This is a genomic window from Alteromonas sp. W12 (assembly GCF_001924945.1).
In the GTDB taxonomy this organism is placed as follows: domain Bacteria; phylum Pseudomonadota; class Gammaproteobacteria; order Enterobacterales; family Alteromonadaceae; genus Alteromonas; species Alteromonas macleodii.
Genome location: NZ_LQXH01000011.1, coordinates 44561 through 64138 on the forward strand (window position 1 = coordinate 44561; position 19578 = coordinate 64138).

Genomic DNA, 19578 nt, shown 5'->3' on the forward strand with positions numbered 1-19578 from the left:
CCAGAATTTGAAAGGGAACAGCCATTCCTGCATTCCCACGCTTCGCTATGAAGCTTGCCAGCGCCTTCTGAGTGAGCACTTATCTATGCGGACTGGTACTATGCTATTTGGTTAGCTTTAATACTTTGCCGTTCGGTGCATCGGTCAGTAAGTAAATGGCACCTTCTGGGCCAACTTCAACGTCGCGAATACGGGCGTGATTGTCACGAACATATTCAAACTGCTCTGCGGGCTTTCCATCTTCTACTTTTATGCGACGAAGGTGAGTAAACTTCAACGACCCCACCAGTACATCCCCGTTCCATTCTTTGAACATTTCACCTTGGTAGAACGTTAGGCCGCTTGGCGCAATTGATGGGTCCCAATACACCCAAGGCTGCTTCATGCCATCCATATGGGTTTTGTCGCTGATAATGTCGCCACTATAGTCAACACCATAGGTAATCACAGGCCAACCGTAGTTTGCACCGCGTTCAAGGATATTGATTTCATCACCACCTTTCGGGCCATGCTCCATCGCCCATACCGCACCAGTTTCAGGATGAATAGTAACGCCTTGCACGTTGCGGTGACCATAGCTGAATATTTCAGGGGCTTTGCCGTCTGTGAATGGGTTATCTTCTACTGCGCTGCCGTCACGGTTTATGCGTACAATTTTACCGAAGTGGTTATCGGTGTTCTGCGCTTCTTTCATGTACTTGTAGCGGTCGCCCATGGTGATGTACAAGTGCTTTTTAGCATCGAACGCTAAACGACAGCCAAAGTGAAAGCCGTTATCCACAATTGAGTCGGCACTAAAGATAACGTCAACATTTTCAAGGCCTGAGTCGGTAAGCTTAGCCTTTGCAACACTGCTACTGCTGCCCTGCTTGCCCTCAACCTCACTCGCTTTGCTATAACAGAAGTAGATAGTGTTGTTGCTGGCAAAATCCGGGTCGATAGCGATGTCCAACATACCACCTTGGTTTTGCGCAACCACCTTAGGCACATTACCTAGACGTCCTGACAACTTACCGTCTTTTGATAAACGCTGAATGCCACCTTCACGTTCCGTAACTAGCAGATCGCCATTTGGCAAAAATGCCATTCCCCAAGGATGAACAAGCCCTTCAGCGAGCGTGGTTACGGTAATATCGCTGTCGGTGATTTCATGCGCTTCGCCATGTTTATGATCTCCGTGAGCTAAAGCGGATTGGCTGATCGTAAGCGCCAATACACAAGTAAGTGACTGCGCTAGCGCGCTCACAGGTTTGATTGGTACAGCTAAAATAGTTGATGGTTTCATCGCTAGGAGCCTCATTTTAAAAAGCCGTGTGCGCGTTCACACAGGCTTCTTCTATTATTCTTAGTGGAAGGCAGTATACAAAAAAGGGCACAGCGCTGCTGTACCCTTTGTGATAATTTTACTTGCTTATGCGATAAAGGTGACTGGCCGATTAAGCCTATGTTAAATCACTGTCACCGCACTTATATAGCGATTTACTTCGGTAATGTTGCACGAAGCATCCACGCAGTTTTTTCATGAACGCGCATACGATCGCCAATTAACGCTGCAGATGACTCATCGTCTGCGTCTTGCGCTAGCTTTAACGATTCACGGCAGGTTTTCACAACTTGCTCATGACCGTGAGTTAACAATCTCACCATTTCCGTCGCTTCAGGTACACCTTCCACTTCTTCAATTGAACTAAGCTCAGCGAACGACTTATATGTGCCCGGTGCAGCAACACCTAGAGTACGAATACGCTCTGCAATTTCGTCTACCGCTTCGGCAAGCTCTGTGTAATGCTCTTCGAACATTAGGTGCAATTCACGGAACTGCGGACCTTCTACATTCCAGTGAAAATTATGCGTTTGAAGGTACAAAGTGTAAGAGTCGGCCAATAGCTTTTTAAGACCTTCTGCTACTGCGTTACGATCGCTCTCAGAAATACCAATATCAATCTTGCTCATGTCACACTCCTTAACGTTAAAACCCTTTTTAGATTTACCTTCAGTCCATTCATCGGCGCTGAAAAATCTTGGTTTAAATAATATAAGTTAATAGTACTACAGAAATTTTGATTTAGATTAACGGTTTAGTTGATTGCATTCATCGCATTAATCGATGACTTTATACATTCTGCCTCAGCCACTCTATTAATGGTGGTGATGGTGGCTTTCGCCCGCTTCTTTTTTAACAGGTAGCAAAACCGGTAGTTCACTCCCATCGCTAAATGTGAGGGTTAGTGCTACTTCGCTGCCCTCTTCTAATCCTTTGGTCAGCCCCATCAACATGATATGACGGCCGCCTGATTCAAAAGAGACCATTTCGCCCGCTTTTATTATAACGCCTTCAGTTAGCTCACGCATTTTCATCACGTCTTCCTCCATCACCGTTGTGTGGATTTGCGCTTCACTTGCTACATCGCTTGATACTGAAACAGACGTCAGTGTTTTATCGCTGTCACTATGATTATGCAAAGTAAAGTACACTGCACCAGTTTTTGCCAAAGCAAAGGTCGCTCTAGCATAACCATTCATTACCATTACTTCTGATTGCTTACTGGCGTGCTTGTGCTGCTCTTTTGGCATGTGATGGTTATCATGGTCATTGCCATGCGCGTAAATAGTCGCAGACATGCTTAAAGAAAATAAGCCAGTTACGATAACTAATGGTTTAAGTGATTTGGAAAAAAATGACATACAGTCTGCTCCGAATGAATACTCGTAAGCAAGTGTACGTAAGATTGGCATAGGAAAAAAGAAAAATGGTGCCGACTGCCGGAATCGAACTGGCGACCTACTGATTACAAGTCAGTTGCTCTACCAACTGAGCTAAGTCGGCACACTTTAAAAACCGCTGCCTAGACAGCGGATGCGTATTCTAGCGATAAACGCGTGGGTGTCAACCTTTTAATCGCGTTGCTTCACCAACTAATTTTGGGAAGTACTCTAGTGGTAAATATTTGCTCAATGCCATGAGCTTTTCACCCAAGCTTTCATAACTATTCGTGGTGACATTGATGTGTCCCATCTTGCGCTTTTCACGAACAGATTTTCCGTACCAGTGAAGATGACTGCCATCGATGCTTAGCAAATCGCGCGAGAAGCTGCTGCAACCAATAATGTTGACCATAGCGCTTGGGCCAATGGCTGACGTGTCACCAAGAGGCAATCCACAGACTGCACGTAAGTGATTTTCAAACTGGCTGGTTACAGCGCCCGACTGGCTCCAGTGCCCAGAGTTATGTACACGAGGAGCAAGTTCGTTTACAAGTAGCTTGTCGCCTACTTGGAATAGTTCCACAGCCAGCACACCGACGTAGTTCATACCCTCAGCAAGTTTCACAAAAATATCGTGAGCCTGGGCCTGAAGTGCGTCATCAACGTTAGTCGCTGGTGCAACCGACACATGAAGTTGACCTTGGTGATGCAAATTTTCAGCAAGTGGATAGGTGCGTACGTCGCCATTAGCATTGCGTACACCGATTAATGACAACTCTCTGTCGAAAGCCACCATTTTTTCAACCACTAAAGGCACGGTCTGCAAATCTAATCCCTGAAGTGCATTTTTTAGTTCAGGTAAGTCAGCCTCATCACTTAAACGCCATTGACCATATCCGTCATAGCCATCGCGGCTAGCCTTAAGAATGAGTTTGCCACCCAACTGCTTTACGCAATCGTCTAACTGGGCAAGGTCGGTAACTATTTGGTGCTCACAATTTGCCACCTGCATGCTTTCAAGCAGCTTTTTCTCACGTACGCGATCGGCGCCAACAAGAATGCTGTCGATATTCGGCATCAACTTGTTTGTTTTCGCCGCGTCTTCAAGAAGCCTTTCAGGTACATGCTCAAATTCTACGGTAAGAGCATCTGCACCTTCTAGTGCTTGAGCAAGTGAGATTTCAAGAGGGGTTTTGCTAACTGGATGTACAACGGTATCGTTGTTTACGTCCACAGCTTGAACGTCAATACCTAACGGGCTTCCCGCCAGGTACATCATTTGAGCAAGTTGGCCTGCGCCGTAAACGACTACTCTCATTCATCTAGCTCCAACGTATTGCTTGAAGCAAGTACCGTATCAGTTTGCGATTTTCTAAAAGCGATAACGGCATTGCGTACGCTTTCGTCTTGCAGCGCAACAACTTGTGCCGCGAGAAGACCCGCATTTGCTGCACCAGCCTCACCTATTGCCAGTGTACCTACCGCAACACCTTTCGGCATTTGAACGATAGAAAGCAGTGAGTCTAATCCGTTGAGCGCCTTTGATTTAACCGGGCAGCCAAACACAGGTAAATGCGTGTGTGCAGCAATCATACCCGGTAAGTGAGCTGCGCCGCCTGCGCCAGCAATGATTGCGCTAAAACCTTCATCTGCAGCGCTTTCTGCAAACTCTACTAGCAAGTTGGGTGTACGGTGCGCGGACACCACCTTCGCTTCAAATTCAACACCAAACGACTTCAGCATTTTTGCGGCCTGCTGCATAGTAGGCCAGTCTGAAGTTGAACCCATTACAATCGCGACTTTTGCCATCTAGAGATCCTCGGGGTAGGTAAAGTGGACAACCTTGGAAAGGCCGCGATTGTAGCGTAAAACCGTTCAAAATCCCACCGTAAATGGCGTCAATTATAGCGCCACTCGCTTAAGGGTTGTTGAGGCAACTCTCTTATAAGGGTGATCTATCTCTTCGCTGTCAGTCGTATTAACTATAATTAATTTATGTAGAAAAGTTGCCTGACTACACGGATTAACGAACGCTTTTATTTCCACATTTTGCGACGTTGACCATGAACGGGCGTTAGAGGTTATTGATGACAGATAAACACGAACCCGACGTACTTGATGAGGTGATAGAAGAAGTACAAGACGTGGTCTCTGACTTCTTAAATCGCGAAGCCGCTCCCGGCATATTGTTAATGGGTGCAACGATTCTTGCGCTCATTATTGCTAATTCTCCCCTAGATACGCTTTACGATCATTTAATCAGTATGCCGGTACAAATATCAGCCGGTACGTGGGCTATCGATAAGCCATTATTGCTGTGGATTAACGACGGGTTAATGGCGGTGTTCTTTTTTCACGTGGGTCTGGAACTGAAGCGGGAAATCTGCGAAGGTGAATTGGCCAATCCCAAAGATATTATTTTACCCGCAGCAGGTGCTGTAGGTGGTATGGCACTACCCGCCTTGATATATGTAGGCATCAACTGGGACAACCCCGTAGCCATTGCAGGGTGGGCAATTCCCGCCGCTACTGACATCGCGTTTGCGTTAGGTATTTTGGCGCTACTAGGTAGTCGAGTACCTACGAGCCTGAAAGTTTTCTTAGTCACCCTGGCTATTATTGACGATATCGGTGCTATCGTAATTATTGCCCTGTTTTACACCGAGCACATTACCGCGGGTGCGCTGTATATTGCTGCAGGTTGTTTATTGCTGTTGTGGCAAATGAATAAACGCAATGTGGTAGATATTCCGCCTTATGTTTTTGTGGGAATCATTCTGTGGGTAGCCATGTTGAAGTCAGGCGTTCACGCCACACTGGCAGGTGTCGTACTTGCTGGCTTTATTCCTATGCGGGATGAGAAAGACGAATCTTATTCTCCGGTAACGCGACTAGAGCACGGTTTGAATGGCTCGGTGAGTTTCGCAATCCTACCTTTATTCGCCTTCGCTAACGCCGGCATAAGTTTTGGTAACATCAGTCCGGAGGGTATTTTCCATCCTGTTACCTTTGGGATCTTTCTTGGCTTGGTTGTGGGTAAACAAATTGGCGTATTCGGTTTTTGCTACTTAATGGTGAAGTTAAAGCTGGCTAAGTTACCAGAGGATCTTAACTTCAAGCATATCTATGGCTGTGCGCTACTTTGCGGCGTTGGCTTTACAATGAGCTTATTTATTGGGGGACTGGCCTTTGCACAGACAGGTATCAATCAAATTTTTGACGAGCGTGTGGGCATTTTAACCGGCTCTCTCGTCTCGGCGTGCTTAGGGTATATTGTACTGCGATTCGTTAGCGAAGCGCCGAGCGATAACACTGATGTAGCCTCAAACGCGAGTAAGTTCACGGGCAATACAGTCAAATAGAACCTGCTTGCGAATAGGCTTACTTAAATGCGCATTCATGCCTGCTTCTAAGCAGGCATTTTTGTCTTCGATAAACGCATTCGCGGTTAAGGCGATGATCCTGACCGTGTCCTTATTCCTGCCTTCATTACGAATAATTTTCGATGCTGTATGACCATCCATGATCGGCATTTGGCAATCCATTAAAATTACGTCGAAATCGTGCCTCTTCTCGGCCTTAACAGCATCTTGCCCGTTTTTCGTTCTAATACATTTGATGTTGGACGATTTGAGCATGTCCATGACGATTTCAGCATTAATGTCGTTGTCTTCAGCCAATAAAACCCGTAATCCATCAGGTAGTGACGGAATCACCTCATTTTCTGCATGCTCTTTTTCTTCACTTACTGTGGCAGGAATGTGGAAGGTGAAGCTTGTTCCTTTACCCAGTTCACTTTCAACATAAAGCTCTCCACCAAGAAGCTCAACCAAACCTTTAGAAATGGCTAAACCTAATCCTGTGCCACCAAAATTTCGAGTGGTGGACGGATCGGCTTGCTCAAACTTATCAAAAATAAGGCGTAGTTTGTTGGGAGCAATGCCTATTCCCGTATCGGTAACCGAAATTTTAAGTCCTTGGTGGGCATAGCTAACGTTAACCGTCACGACACCATCGCTGGTGAACTTAATCGCGTTACTAAGTAAGTTATTGATGATTTGGCTCACCTTCCCTGCATCAATGTTCAGTGCGTTAGGTACGCCCTGATTAATATGCAAAGCAATATCGTACCCTTTTACTTGCGCAGCGTGTCGGTAGAGATCACAAGAAGCTTCAAGTAACTCGCGAATGGCACAGCTTTGAACATCGGTAAGCATTTTACCCGATTCAATCTTCGACCAATCTAAGATACTGTCTAGGATGATAAGTAAATTGCTAGCAGAGCGTGAAATTGTTTTGGCTCTAGCCGAAACAATTTCCGGCAACTCGTTCTCGAGCATCAATTCACATGAGCCAATAATGCCATTCATTGGCGTTCTAATCTCGTGACTCATGTTGGCGAGAAACTGCGTTTTCGCCACATTCGCGGCTTCCGCTTCTTTAAGCGCTAACGCAAGGTGCTCGGTTTTCTCTTCTATGCGCTTTTCCAAAGACTGATTCAATTCCCCTAGCTCGACATTCAGGCTTTGCTCTACTTCTCTTGCAACCTTTAGCTCTTCAAATGCATCGAGCAATCGGGCTTCTAAACTCACGAACTCATCGCTTAGCGACGAGAGCTCTTGAATGTGCAGTGCCCTTTGTGGTGCTTTAACAACTTCTTTTTGTGTAGGGTCGAATTCGGCAATATAGCGAACAAGGCGACGAATAGGCGCGCCGACCATTTTTGCGACTACGTATCCGGTGAATGTTCCAAATGCAGATAATGCCAATAGCAGCAGTAAGTCTTTTAGCAAATAATTACTCATTGATGCCATTAACAGTCGTTTGTCGAAGTAATAGCTGACTTTCCAGCTAGCAAAAGGCATATCTTTCGCTAACCTCAACCATGTTTTTCCCTGAGGCCCGCTCTTAACCTCAACAGAACAATCAGGTTCACAAATATAAAAAGGTGCTTTAGTGAGTGGCTTCATCTTCAAGCCTTTAGATGCATAGATAACTTCGCCTTTTTGATCCTCAATGAGCATCAAAAAACCACCCAAGCTTAGGTTATCAATAGCAGAAAAGCTCTTTAACGATAAAGAGCCCTCTACAATACCTTTTGGGGTGCCATCTACGTCTGTAATGGGGGCTGACAAGGCTACAATTGGATCGTTACCAAAACCTCGGCCTTGAAATACATTTGAAAGGAATGGTTTACCTGTCTGCATGACTTCAAAGAAATACGGCCTGTAAGCCACGTTTGGTATACCGCTTTGCCTTGCTTTATCCAACAAGGTAGGCGGGTAAGCGTGAATAATATCGCCATTGTCACCCGCAATAAGGAAGGTCAGAAATTCAGGGTTATTCGATGCCAACACCCGCAAATTTGTCATCGCTGCATTATCGAAATCGCTATTTGATACCTCGCTAGATAACACTTGCGCTGCGCTAATAATGGCACTTTGATGTTGCTGAATAAAATTTGAAAGCTGGAACTCCAGCACATTCACACGCTGCGCCATGTAACTGTAAATTTGTCTTTCTTGCTGTTGTTGAAACAGGCTCACCGACAAATAAATTACCGCCATGGAAGCAACGAAAAAACAACCGGAAAAGAAGTATCCAAAAAGAAAGTGCAGCGTAACCCGCTCGGACTTGCTTGATGTTTGTCGCTTAAGCCCGTGGACTGCCAAATACGAAAAGTGTCCGGTTACAAGACCAAATACACCGCTTACCCAGGTAACCAGCACGCCCGAAAACAGCATGTTTGCGTTATCGCCATCATAAAGAGAATGCTCTAAAACGAGAATGGGCAGAAAGACAATAGACCAAAAACCTGCGCCTACTTTTATCACCTGTTTAAGCGACTTGTTATAGCCAAAAAAGCTAAGTACGACAGGCAGCAGAGTAAGGCTTTCCTTTCCAACAATGCTTCCGTCGTTAAGCCACAAGGGAAGGCTAACAATAAGCGCAATAGGAATGGAAATAAAAGGAGAAAACCGAAGTGAAGCGTAGACTGCCGCACCTATACCAAATGTAGCTATCCCTGTGCTATCAAAGGGTGGGTTGAGAGCATTAAGACCCGCACCTAACACACATACAAGCAGTGCTTGAAGGGCCAGAGACCATGAAAAAGAAAATGAAATACTGCCTATTTTCAACGCATGTCTCCGGCCATCACATTTAGTGTTGAGCCATGTAATCTAGGGTAAAGTTCGTTAGAAGCTTCACGCCTAATTTCATGCCTTCATCATCAACATAAAATTCCGGTGTGTGATGAGCAGGGCTATCTTCTTCAGACACGTCCAATGGCTTACCGCCTACCCAAACATATAAACCTGGAATTTGCTCTTGGAAAAATGAAAAGTCTTCCGCACCCGTGACCGGCTTAGAAAGCAGCGTGTTTTCAACGCCTGCGGTACGCTGCATAGTAGGCAGCATGGCTTTTGTAAGCTCTGGGTCGTTGTACGTAATGGGGTAATAGTAATCTAGCGGTAGCGTAAGTTCTGCTTCTGCGCCCATACTTTCAGCAATAGCCTTTACTTTGCGCGGAAGCGACTCGTAAATGTGATCGCGAGCGGCTTCATTGAGTGTACGAATTGTGCCAACCATTTCTACTTCATTTGGAATGATGTTTGAACGGTTACCGCCGTGAATAGAGCCAATAGACACCACCGCTGCATCGTCAATCAATTTCAACTCACGACTTACTATAGTCTGAATTGACATGATCATTTGCGCAGCGGTAACCACTGGATCAACACTCTTCCAAGGATAAGCGCCGTGGGCTTGCTTACCGTGAATAACAATTTTAAATGGGTCTACCGCGGCCATGGTGCCACCCGCGTTATAACGCACTTTACCCACATCGGTGTTAGCATTGATATGCAGGCCAAAAATAGCGTCTACATCAGGGTTCTTAAGTACACCTTCAGCAACCATAACTTCCGCACCGCCTTTTTCTCCAGCGGGTGCGCCCTCTTCTGCAGGCTGAAAGATAAACTTCACTTTACCTTTCAGGTCGCCTTTAATTTCGGTGAGAATTTTTGCCGCGCCCATGAGCATCGCCATGTGAGTATCGTGACCACAGGCGTGCATAACCGGTACTTCTTTTCCGTTATATTCGCCCACCTGCTTTGAGCGGTAGGACAAATTGTTTTGCTCTTTTACAGGGAGACCGTCCATGTCTGCACGTAATGCAACCACAGGACCTGGTTTGCCCGAGTCTAGAATAGCTACCACACCCGTTTTTGCCACACCGGTTTGCACATCTAAACCCAGGCTTTCAAGGTAGTCAGCAACATATTCAGCGGTTTTAAACTCGCGATTCGATAATTCGGGAAATTCATGAAAGTGATGGCGCCATTTAATTACATCAGGTTCTACTTTATTGGCTAATTCATCAACATTGATTTGAGTAGCATAAGCAGCAGACACAGAGGCCAGCCCTGCAAACGCAAGTGACAGCAATTTCTGGTACATAACTATTATTTCCTTTGGTGTTTTTTAGACAGAGTAAATCATCTCAAGGGAGAACACACCACTGAACTAACGATTGCTGTTAAAAATCATTGAGCCAATGAAAATACCCCATTCACTAGACTGAGGGTATTAGACGGAAGTATAAGAAAAGTGCTTTATCGATGCAGGGAATAAAAAAGGCGCCGAGTGGCGCCTTTTCTTTAAATATCAACTTATTACTAAGTTTCTATTAACTCTTTTGTCTACGCATTGCGTCAAAGAACTCATCGTTTGTCTTGGTCATCGACAACTTACTGATAAGGAAGTCCATTGCGTCAATTTCTGACATTTCGTGAACGATTTTGCGAAGGATCCACATTTTCTGTAGTTCATCTTGCGCTGTAAGCAGTTCTTCACGACGGGTACCAGAGCGGTTGAAGTCGATAGCCGGGAATACACGCTTTTCCGCGATTTTGCGATTAAGGTGTAATTCCATGTTACCTGTACCTTTAAACTCTTCGTAGATAACTTCGTCCATCTTAGAGCCGGTATCGATAAGCGCTGTTGCGATAATCGTTAAGCTTCCGCCTTCTTCAACATTACGGGCAGCACCAAAGAAGCGCTTAGGCTTGTGAAGAGCATTCGCATCAACACCACCGGTAAGTACTTTACCTGATGATGGGATAACCGTGTTGTAAGCGCGAGCAAGACGAGTAATCGAGTCAAGCAGGATAACCACGTCTTTTTTGTGTTCAACAAGACGCTTGGCTTTCTCGATAACCATTTCAGCAACTTGTACGTGACGACTTGCTGGCTCATCGAAGGTTGAAGCAACGACTTCACCTTGAACAAGACGATGCATCTCGGTTACTTCTTCCGGACGCTCATCAATAAGCAGTACCATTAACTCACAATCTGGGTGGTTAGCAGCAATTGACTGAGCAATATTCTGAAGAAGAAGCGTTTTACCGGCCTTAGGTGGCGCTACGATAAGACCACGCTGCCCTTTACCGATTGGCGACGCCAAATCCAGTACTCGAGCCGTAATGTCTTCTGTTGAGCCATTACCACGTTCCATGCGCAAGCGATCTGCTGCGTGAAGCGGTGTAAGGTTTTCAAAAAGGATTTTATTACGTGAGTTTTCAGGCTTGTCGAAGTTAACTTCGCGGATTTTTAGCAGGGCGAAGTATCGTTCACTGTCTTTCGGTGGACGAATTTTCCCGGCAATCGTATCACCGGTACGCAAGTTAAAGCGTCGAATTTGGCTTGGCGATACATAAATATCGTCTGGTCCTGCAAGATACGAAGAGTCAGCTGAGCGTAAGAAGCCGAAACCGTCCTGTAAAATTTCTAGTACCCCATCACCAAAGATGTCTTCACCGCTTTTTGCGTGTGTCTTTAGGATTGAGAAAATGATGTCTTGTTTTCTGGCGCGCGCCATGTTTTCCAGGCCCATCTCCTCGGCCAGGTTAACCAACTCGCTTATTGGTTTGTTCTTTAATTCAGTTAAATTCATACTGGTGGGTCTTTGTGCTTGAACTTCGCTTACAGGACTTAAAGTCACTCTGTTCTAGTTTAGATTTGATATCACCCTGATGTGGGCGTAAGCAGAACGCTGCTCGGATGAGCGCTGAAGAAAAGTTAGCACTATATTTAATCAACGTCCAGCGTTTTACCGCCGAAATGTTAAATAATTTGTGGCTTGCTCTTCTAGAATGAAACGTTAGTCCCTGTGGCGTAAATAAAAACCGGTGCTTCGTTAGCACCGGTTTTCAATTTGAAATCAATTAAAGGTTTTCGTTAAGAAACTCTGTTAATTGAGCTTTAGATAGCGCGCCTACTTTAGTTGCAGCAACGTTACCGTTTTTGAAAAGTAGCAATGTAGGAATACCACGAATACCATATTTAGGTGGAGTTTCGTTATTTTCATCGACATTCAACTTGCCAACTGTTAACTTGCCATCAAACTCGGTCGCAACTTCTTCCAAGATTGGTGCGATCATTTTACACGGGCCACACCATTCGGCCCAGAAGTCAACCAGTACAGGACCTTCAGCATTGATAACATCTGCTTCGAATTTATCGTCAGATAACTGGATAATTTTGTCGCTCATTCTTTTCTCCATTATTGGTCTGTCGCTGATTTGTCTCAGCCTGACCATAAGTGTTATATAGAAACTGTTTTTTAATGCAAGCACTGATAAGCTATAAGCTATGCCTACTCACTTAACTGATACTCACTTTTCTGACCTGCCGATTAACGGCAAGGTTGTTGACGCCTTGGCGGCAGCTAAATTTTCACATTGTACACCAATTCAAGCACTTGCACTGCCTCCTTTATTGGAAGGTCACGACATTGCAGGTCAGGCTCAAACCGGAACCGGTAAAACCATTGCCTTTTTGGTAGCTACATTTCACTATTTGCTAAGCAAAGCAGAAAATGCAGATAACAGCAAATCAAATGGCCCTCGCGCAATTATTATGGCGCCGACCAGAGAGCTCGCCGTTCAAATTTATAACGACGCCAAACTGCTTAGTGAGCATACTGGATTGTCGCTTGGTTTGATTTATGGGGGCGAAGGTTACCAAAGTCAACGTGAAACTTTGGAAGAAGGGGTAGATATTATAATTGGTACGACAGGACGCATACTGGATTACTACAAACAGAATGTGTTCACACTGAAGAATATTCAGGTTGCCGTACTTGATGAAGCCGACCGCATGTTCGATTTAGGCTTTATAAAAGATATCCGCTTTTTATTCCGCCGCATGCCACCGGCAAGCGAACGTTTGAGCATGCTATTTTCAGCTACACTTAGCTACCGCGTGCAAGAGCTTGCTTACGAGCACATGAACAACCCTACCCACGTACAGGTAGCGCCAGAACAAACAACTGCAACTCGCGTTTCTCAAGAGCTATTTTATCCGTCTGATGACGACAAGATGCTGCTTCTTCTTACGCTGCTTGAAGAAGAATGGCCAGAAAAGGCAATTGTTTTTGCCAACACTAAAAATAGCTGTGAGAAAGTTACCGACTGGCTTACCGCAGATGGCCATCGCGTGGGCTTGCTTAGCGGCGATGTACCACAGAAAAAACGCCTTGGGATCTTAGAAGATTTCACCAAAGGCTATCTTGATATTTTAGTCGCAACCGACGTTGCAGCGCGCGGTCTTCATATCGACGCGGTAACGCACGTATTTAACTACGACTTACCTGACGACGCCGAAGACTATGTACACCGTATTGGTCGTACTGGCCGGGCAGGACAAAGTGGTGTTGCAATTAGTTTCGCGTGCGAAAAATACGCACTAAACTTACCTGCTATTGAGCAATACATTCAAAAGGCAATACCGGTTACCGATTACGACCGCAGTGCTCTACTTGATGATGTAACGCCTCCAAAACCACGTAGAAGACGTACGCCTAACAACCGCAATTCTTCACGTCGTGGAAACGGAAGAGGCCGTGGAAAGCCTCAAAACCGAAACAACAGAGCGCAACAGTGAGGCGTAAAGGTACTCAATAAGAATCGAGGTTTTATGCAGGCAGAACTCCAGCACGACGCACAAACCTACGGCGAGTATTACGCCGCCGTAGATTTAGGCTCTAACAGCTTTCACATGGTGATTGTTCACGTTGTTAACGGCAGTGTGCAAATAATAGGGAAAATTAAACAGAAAGTGCGCCTAGCAGCAGGTTTAGATGATGAGCTAGCACTTGATGACGTAAGCATGGAACGCGGCTGGCAATGCCTGCAAGTATTCTCCGAACGCCTGCAGGATATCCCCCCTTCTAATATTAAAATTGTAGCGACCGCTACATTGCGACTGGCAACCAATGCGCATGTATTCATTCGCAAGGCAGAAGAGATTCTCAATCACAAACTTGAAGTGATTAGCGGTGAAGAAGAAGCGCGACAAATTTATCTTGGCGTAGCCTACACATCCGCCAACCAAGGCAATAGCTTAGTCATAGATATTGGCGGCGCCAGCACAGAAATCATTATCGGCAACGACATGCAGCCTATCCATCTTAAGAGTTTGGATATGGGCTGCGTAACGTTTATGGAACGCTATTTCACCGGCGGCACTATCACCGAAGACAATTTCGACAATGCCAAGCAAGCCGCACACGCGCTTATTGCCGATGTGTCTAGCGCGTTTTTGTGTTTTGATTGGGAGAATTGTTTAGGTGCATCTGGCACGCCGCAAGCCATTACTGAGATTCTTGTAGCACAGGGCATTAGTGATGCTATCCGCTTAGACTATTTGTATCATTTAGAAAAGCAATGTATTGAATGCGGCAGCATTAAAACCCTTGATATCGACGGATTGGAAGATAACAGAAAAGCTATTTTCCCGTCTGGTTTAGCGATCCTCATCAGCTTATTTGAAGCGCTAAATATCAAGCACATGAATATTTCTGGTGGTGCGCTTCGAGAAGGACTTATCTACGGAATGTTAGATAACGTTACCGAGAATGATCGTCGCCAGCAGACCCTTAATCAGGCAAAACATCGTTATCATGTAGATGCCAGTCACGCGAACTCGGTTAGTCACGTAGCGCTTACTTTATGCCATCAACTTTGCGCACAACAGAACATTTGTCATTTAGATACCGAAACCATTTTAGGTGCAGCCGCACAGCTTCATGAAATAGGTCTTCACATTGAATATAAGCGCCATCATGAGCATGGTGAATACATATTAAGTCACATTGATTTGCCCGGCTTCACGCGCCTTCAGCGCGCCGCCATCCGCGATTTAGTTGCTCAGCATAGGTTAAACATAAAGCCAAACGTATTTGAAAAGTACCACGAAGACTACCGTCCAATGCTAAAAGGCTTATTGCGAATTTTACGTATAGCAGTGGTGTTATGTCTGCGTCGTCAGAATAAACATATACCAGAGGTAACTTTGCAGTGCGAAGAAAGTAAGTGGACACTTACTTTTCCTGAAGGCTGGTTGAAATCGCACCCTTTAATCAACGCAGAGCTAGCAAACGAATGCTGGCTTCAGCATAAAGCTGGCTGTGAACTGGTTTGTAAGTAATCACTTACAAACAGATAGAATGCGTTAAATATGTATTCCGATAAACGGAAAAAACATGAAAAAAAAGCCGTGCATTGCACGGCTTTTTTGTTGTCGAACCTTTGGTTGTTGTATTACTTGTCGTTTTGCTTCGCTAAAAGCGCAGCAGCTTGCGGAGCGAAATAAGTCAGAATCCCGTCGGCGCCAGCGCGCTTAAACGCTAACAACGATTCTAGGATCACCGCGTCTTCACTTAGCCAACCATTAGCAAAAGCAGCTTGATGCATAGCGTATTCGCCACTTACTTGATAAGCGAATGTCGGTACTTTAAATTCGTCTTTGCAGCGACGCACAACATCTAAATACGGCATACCTGGCTTCACCATTACCATGTCAGCGCCCTCTTCTATATCAAGCGCAATTTCGTGGAGTGCTTCATCGGTGTTGGCAGGATCCATTTGATAGGTTTTCTTGTTGCCGCCCTTTATATTTGCAGCGGAGCCGACGGCATCACGAAATGGACCGTAGTACGCAGACGCGTATTTAGCAGAATAAGCCATAATACACGTATTGATGTGACCTGCTTCTTCAAGTGCTTTTCGGATACTGCCAATGCGCCCATCCATCATGTCAGAAGGCGCAACAATATCAGCGCCAGCTTCAGCATGCGATAACGCTTGCTTAATGAGCACCTCGACTGTTTCGTCGTTCATCACATAACCAGTTTCGTCTAAGAGGCCATCTTGACCATGAGACGTAAATGGATCTAATGCGATATCAGACATCAGCATTACTTCAGGAAACGCCTTTTTAAGCGCTCTCATAGCTTGCTGAGCAAGCCCTTCAGGATTGAACGCTTCACTTGCACACTCGGTTTTAAGAGACATAGGTGTCACAGGGAAAAGCGCAATCGTTCTAATGCCCAGCTCTACCCATTTCGCCGTTTCTTGCACTAGCAAATCGATAGAAAGTCTTTCCACACCAGGCATAGAAGGTACGGCTTCTCGTGCGTTCTCACCGGGTAGTACAAAAACAGGGTAAATGAGATCGTCAGTGGTTAAACGGTGCTCTGCCACAAGCCCTCTTAAAGCATCTTTGGCGCGTAGTCTGCGCATTCTTCTTTGAGGGAAAGGTGAAGATGTCATAGTTTTTCCTGTAAATGTTTATGTATTACTGTATTGCGGCCCGCAGCCTTGGCTTCGTAAAGGCATTCGTCGGCGAACTTGAAAAGATTTTGCGCGTGCTCTTCATCAATAATAATGGTTGTAGAAACGCCCGCGCTTGCAGTTAGCTTAATGGTTTCCCCTTCGTAATCAAGTGGGGTCGACGCAAGGCTATCTCGCATATTTTCGGCAACGTGAAAAGCGCCTTCAAGATCAGTATTAGGCAATATAATGGCAAACTCTTCACCACCTATGCGACACAAGTCATCTGTAGGGCGATGGATGTGCTTCTGAAAGACATTGGTGACGTGAATTAAGCACGCGTCACCACCATCATGTCCGTGTTGATCATTAATTTGCTTAAAGTGATCCACGTCAACAATGATGAGAGATAATGGTGTTTGCTCACGTCTACTGCGTCGCCCTTCAGAACGCAGACGCTTATCGAAATGTCGACGGTTGTGCGCTCCCGTGAGCGGATCTATTGCATTTAACCTTTCCAGTTCTTGGTTTACTTCAGACAATTCGCGTAACGTAATTTCTAGCTCTAAGGTGCGTTCTTGTACTTTATACTCCAGGTCATCTTGATAACGCTTTTGTACTTCAAGTAAGTTCTCTTTGGCGGTATTTGCCTGTTTTTCCTGCTCTAGCGCGAACTGCTGCGCCTCAATGAGATCATCGCGACTGTGGCTATAATTAATCGCTAAGATAAGTGCCAAGATGAGTGTTTCAACCGCGCCACCAATGATCAGCAGGTTATTTGACGAAATAGGCAACTGAATAATATTAACGTTATCAAGGCTCGCACTTAGCCCACTAATTAATAGAAAACCCCAAGCAATGGTAAAATAACGTGCTACGACCACCCCTTTGAGCGTTAGCCAAATACCTAACCCAAGAGTAAAAATAACGATGAGGCTAAGCAGTAACAGGAACGCCTTTATCATGAACGAGTAAGGCAAGATAAGGCCGAGGATTATACTTAACCCGCACACCCAACTGATTGCCTGTGTGATTTTATCTAGCTTTACGCTGTGGGCTCTAATAGGTAGTAGGCTTCGCGTAAACATCGCCGCAAACATAATAGTCGCGTTAGCAAACACAAGAATTGCTTTACCTTGAAACCATGTGCTTCCCGGCCACATATAGGAGAAGCCGTAGCCGTGTAACGTCGCCAATATAAGCGCCAAACTCATTACATAGCCAGAGTAATAAAGGAACGACACGTTACTTGTCGTTACCGTTAAAAATGCGTTACTCACGCCCATTGCTACCAAGATGCCAAAAAATATCCCCAATGCCAGGTTACGGCTTGATGTATAGGCAATAAACTCTGTTTCTTCCCATATACGAATAGGAAGGCGTACGCTGCCAGAGGTTTGTACTCGAATAATCACCCGCTGCGACTGAGCGCTTACTGGTAGGGGGAATAGTGGCTTCACATGAGAAACGGGCCGGTTGTCAAAGTGCAGGCCATCGCCACCTGAATAAGTAGCAATAGGCGTGCTGCCTATTTGGCTGTAAATCGCAACGTCTAAACTATCCAAAAGGGGATAGTCGATGTGCAATAGAAATCGACTTTCATTGCTTTGTGTTGGCGCAATGACCATTGAAAACCAATGTACGCTTGTGTTCATACCCAAGTTAATGGGTGAAGATATTGGTGTCCAGTCGGTAAGCGGCGTTTGAGTAATGGTAGTAAAATCGAGCGCATTTCCATTATCTACATTGAGATAAGTAAGCTGCGAGAATCGTGGTGTTGCACTGGTGTTAGGAGACAAACTAAACACCACAGACACAAATGCAACAACGGCCACTAGGGTGATAAGAATAAGACCCGCATCATACTTGCGCATCGCTTTCAGATTTGTCTGCATATAAACCTATGTTTAGCTGAGAGAAAACAACTCACAGCTATTAGCATAACTGCTAATACGTAATTTATCAGTCTCAACTTGCAGATATTCGCCTAATTGTTTAGCGATATGGGGTAAAAAAGCAGGTTCGTTATTACGTTTTCTGGGTCGAAGGGTTTTGGGAAACAGATAAGGCGCATCTGTTTCAAGAATAAGACGGTTTAAAGGTATAGACTTCACGGCTTCGCGTAGTGCTTCGCCTCGCTTCTCATCACATACCCAGCCAGTAATACCAATATAAAGCCCCAGCGCAAGGTAGTGCTGAACCTGCTCTGCATTCCCAGTAAAACAGTGGGCAATACCACCTTTTATACGAGGCATATACTCGGTTAATAACGCGACTTGTTCGTCAAACGCATCCCTTTCATGTAAATACACGGGTAAGTCTAATGCAGCCGCAATGTCTAACTGGGCTTCGAACACTGCCAACTGAACGGGCTGTGGGGAGAAATTGCGATTAAAGTCTAAACCACATTCACCAATTGCAACACACCCTTTCTGTTGTGCAAGTTCGCGTAACCGCTTGTAATCACTTGGCGTGACATCTTTCGCATTGTGAGGATGGACACCGATAGTGTAACAGCATTGGGTTGGATACTTATTATATAGCGCTACTGCGGCGTCCCATTCACTGGGATGCGTGGTGATAATGCAGAGTTTTTCTATCCCTGCATCTTGTGCTCGTTGTATAACTTCATCGGCGTCAAATCGCTTATCAAGCAAGTTGACGCCAGCATCAAACCAAGGCATTTATTTTACGCGTTTTACTTTCATACGCTTGTTAACGCCTTCTACGCTTAGATAAAACGAACCTAAGAGACCTCTTTCAATGGATACTTGCTGACCTTCTTCAATCTTCAAGTAAGCACTATCGCTCTGCTGCCATACCGAGCCATCGCTAAAGGTAATAATCTTTTTACCTCGAAGGGAATCTTTAAATGACGCAATAGTCAATGAAACTTCTGAAGCCTCGGCTGATAAATCACGTCTATGCTCTAAACCAAAGTCATTTTTCGGCTCTGAAGCTTCAGCCGGTCTATTCACAACAGGCTGCCTGTTCGCTTCGACTTGAGGTCTTGGTTGAGTGGCGGCTTCAGAACGATACGCCTGTAATTGGCTAACTTGTGCGCTTGCGCCGTCGTACTGATTCAGTGATTTCGCAATATTGTCGTAACAGATTAAGCGCTTTAAGCTATTGTCTGTGTTACGGCATTTTTCCATAGCATCGGCTACAGTTTCAGCGTGAGCGTTGAACGCCCCAAAAGCACACAATAATGTGGCAAGAGATATCAGTCGAGTTTTCATTTTTATTCCTTTCTTTT

Annotated in this window: 16 protein-coding genes and 1 tRNA gene; 3 read left to right on the top strand and 14 right to left on the bottom strand. The window is 45.2% G+C overall.

All coding sequences use genetic code 11. The features are described 5' to 3' along the window. Positions 1 to 103 precede the first annotated feature (103 nt). The 6 genes from AWH61_RS16955 to purE all read right to left on the bottom strand — a co-directional run bounded on the left by AWH61_RS16955 (position 104) and on the right by purE (position 4515). The gene (locus tag AWH61_RS16955) at positions 104 to 1285 is read right to left on the bottom strand and encodes a PQQ-dependent sugar dehydrogenase (RefSeq protein ID WP_075177726.1); all 1182 of its coding nucleotides are present in this window, start codon (positions 1283 to 1285) and stop codon (positions 104 to 106) included. 194 nt (positions 1286 to 1479) lie between these two features. Continuing rightward, the gene (locus AWH61_RS16960; protein WP_014948101.1) at positions 1480 to 1953 is read right to left on the bottom strand and encodes a Dps family protein; all 474 of its coding nucleotides are present in this window, start codon (positions 1951 to 1953) and stop codon (positions 1480 to 1482) included. 186 nt (positions 1954 to 2139) lie between these two features. Then, positions 2140 to 2685, bottom strand: coding sequence for a copper chaperone PCu(A)C (locus AWH61_RS16965; RefSeq protein WP_075177727.1), 546 nt, complete (start codon positions 2683 to 2685; stop codon positions 2140 to 2142). A 66-nt stretch (positions 2686 to 2751) separates the two neighbouring features. Next, positions 2752 to 2827, bottom strand: a tRNA-Thr gene (locus tag AWH61_RS16970). Between the two features lie 60 nt (positions 2828 to 2887). After that, positions 2888 to 4024: a 5-(carboxyamino)imidazole ribonucleotide synthase gene (locus tag AWH61_RS16975; RefSeq protein ID WP_075177728.1), complete on the bottom strand. Its 1137-nt coding sequence runs from the start codon at positions 4022 to 4024 to the stop codon at positions 2888 to 2890. Beyond that, positions 4021 to 4515: a 5-(carboxyamino)imidazole ribonucleotide mutase gene (gene purE / locus AWH61_RS16980; RefSeq protein WP_014948098.1), complete on the bottom strand. Its 495-nt coding sequence runs from the start codon at positions 4513 to 4515 to the stop codon at positions 4021 to 4023. The genes AWH61_RS16975 and purE overlap by 4 nt, the downstream gene beginning before the upstream one ends. A gap of 278 nt (positions 4516 to 4793) precedes the next feature. On the opposite strand from purE, the gene nhaA reads away from it, so the two are divergent. Further along, complete coding sequence (gene nhaA, locus AWH61_RS16985) at positions 4794 to 6068, top strand: Na+/H+ antiporter NhaA (protein ID WP_014948097.1); 1275 nt, start codon at positions 4794 to 4796, stop codon at positions 6066 to 6068. Here the strand turns inward: nhaA and AWH61_RS16990 are convergent. From AWH61_RS16990 to trxA, 4 genes are all read right to left on the bottom strand, one after another. Beyond that, a complete protein-coding gene (locus tag AWH61_RS16990; protein WP_075177729.1) occupies positions 6030 to 8846 on the bottom strand; it encodes an ATP-binding protein in 2817 nt (938 codons plus the stop codon). The two genes, nhaA and AWH61_RS16990, sit on opposite strands and share 39 nt — an antisense overlap. Positions 8847 to 8868: 22 nt before the next feature. Further along, positions 8869 to 10167 (bottom strand): amidohydrolase, encoded by a 1299-nt coding sequence (locus tag AWH61_RS16995; protein ID WP_075177730.1) that lies wholly within the window; start codon positions 10165 to 10167, stop codon positions 8869 to 8871. 229 nt (positions 10168 to 10396) lie between these two features. After that, positions 10397 to 11662, bottom strand: coding sequence for a transcription termination factor Rho (gene rho / locus AWH61_RS17000; protein WP_014948094.1), 1266 nt, complete (start codon positions 11660 to 11662; stop codon positions 10397 to 10399). A 271-nt stretch (positions 11663 to 11933) separates the two neighbouring features. Next, the gene (gene trxA / locus AWH61_RS17005) at positions 11934 to 12260 is read right to left on the bottom strand and encodes a thioredoxin TrxA (RefSeq protein ID WP_012517074.1); all 327 of its coding nucleotides are present in this window, start codon (positions 12258 to 12260) and stop codon (positions 11934 to 11936) included. A gap of 100 nt (positions 12261 to 12360) precedes the next feature. Between trxA and rhlB the strand changes: the two genes are divergently transcribed. Together rhlB and AWH61_RS17015 are read left to right on the top strand one after the other, a co-directional pair. Then, complete coding sequence (gene rhlB / locus AWH61_RS17010; RefSeq protein ID WP_075177731.1) at positions 12361 to 13653, top strand: ATP-dependent RNA helicase RhlB; 1293 nt, start codon at positions 12361 to 12363, stop codon at positions 13651 to 13653. Between the two features lie 33 nt (positions 13654 to 13686). Beyond that, positions 13687 to 15198 (top strand): Ppx/GppA phosphatase family protein, encoded by a 1512-nt coding sequence (locus AWH61_RS17015; protein ID WP_075177732.1) that lies wholly within the window; start codon positions 13687 to 13689, stop codon positions 15196 to 15198. 113 nt (positions 15199 to 15311) lie between these two features. On the opposite strand, the gene hemB is transcribed toward AWH61_RS17015, so the two are convergent. The 4 genes from hemB to AWH61_RS17035 are packed head-to-tail and all read right to left on the bottom strand — an operon-like array spanning position 15312 to position 19561. Beyond that, positions 15312 to 16322, bottom strand: coding sequence for a porphobilinogen synthase (hemB, locus tag AWH61_RS17020; RefSeq protein WP_075177733.1), 1011 nt, complete (start codon positions 16320 to 16322; stop codon positions 15312 to 15314). After that, complete coding sequence (locus AWH61_RS17025; protein ID WP_075177734.1) at positions 16319 to 18217, bottom strand: sensor domain-containing diguanylate cyclase; 1899 nt, start codon at positions 18215 to 18217, stop codon at positions 16319 to 16321. The genes hemB and AWH61_RS17025 overlap by 4 nt, the downstream gene beginning before the upstream one ends. A 12-nt stretch (positions 18218 to 18229) precedes the next feature. Next, positions 18230 to 19006 (bottom strand): TatD family hydrolase, encoded by a 777-nt coding sequence (locus AWH61_RS17030; RefSeq protein ID WP_075177735.1) that lies wholly within the window; start codon positions 19004 to 19006, stop codon positions 18230 to 18232. After that, positions 19007 to 19561, bottom strand: a complete 555-nt coding sequence (locus AWH61_RS17035) for a hypothetical protein (RefSeq protein ID WP_014978170.1) — start codon at positions 19559 to 19561, stop codon at positions 19007 to 19009. Between the last annotated feature and the right edge of the window lie 17 nt (positions 19562 to 19578).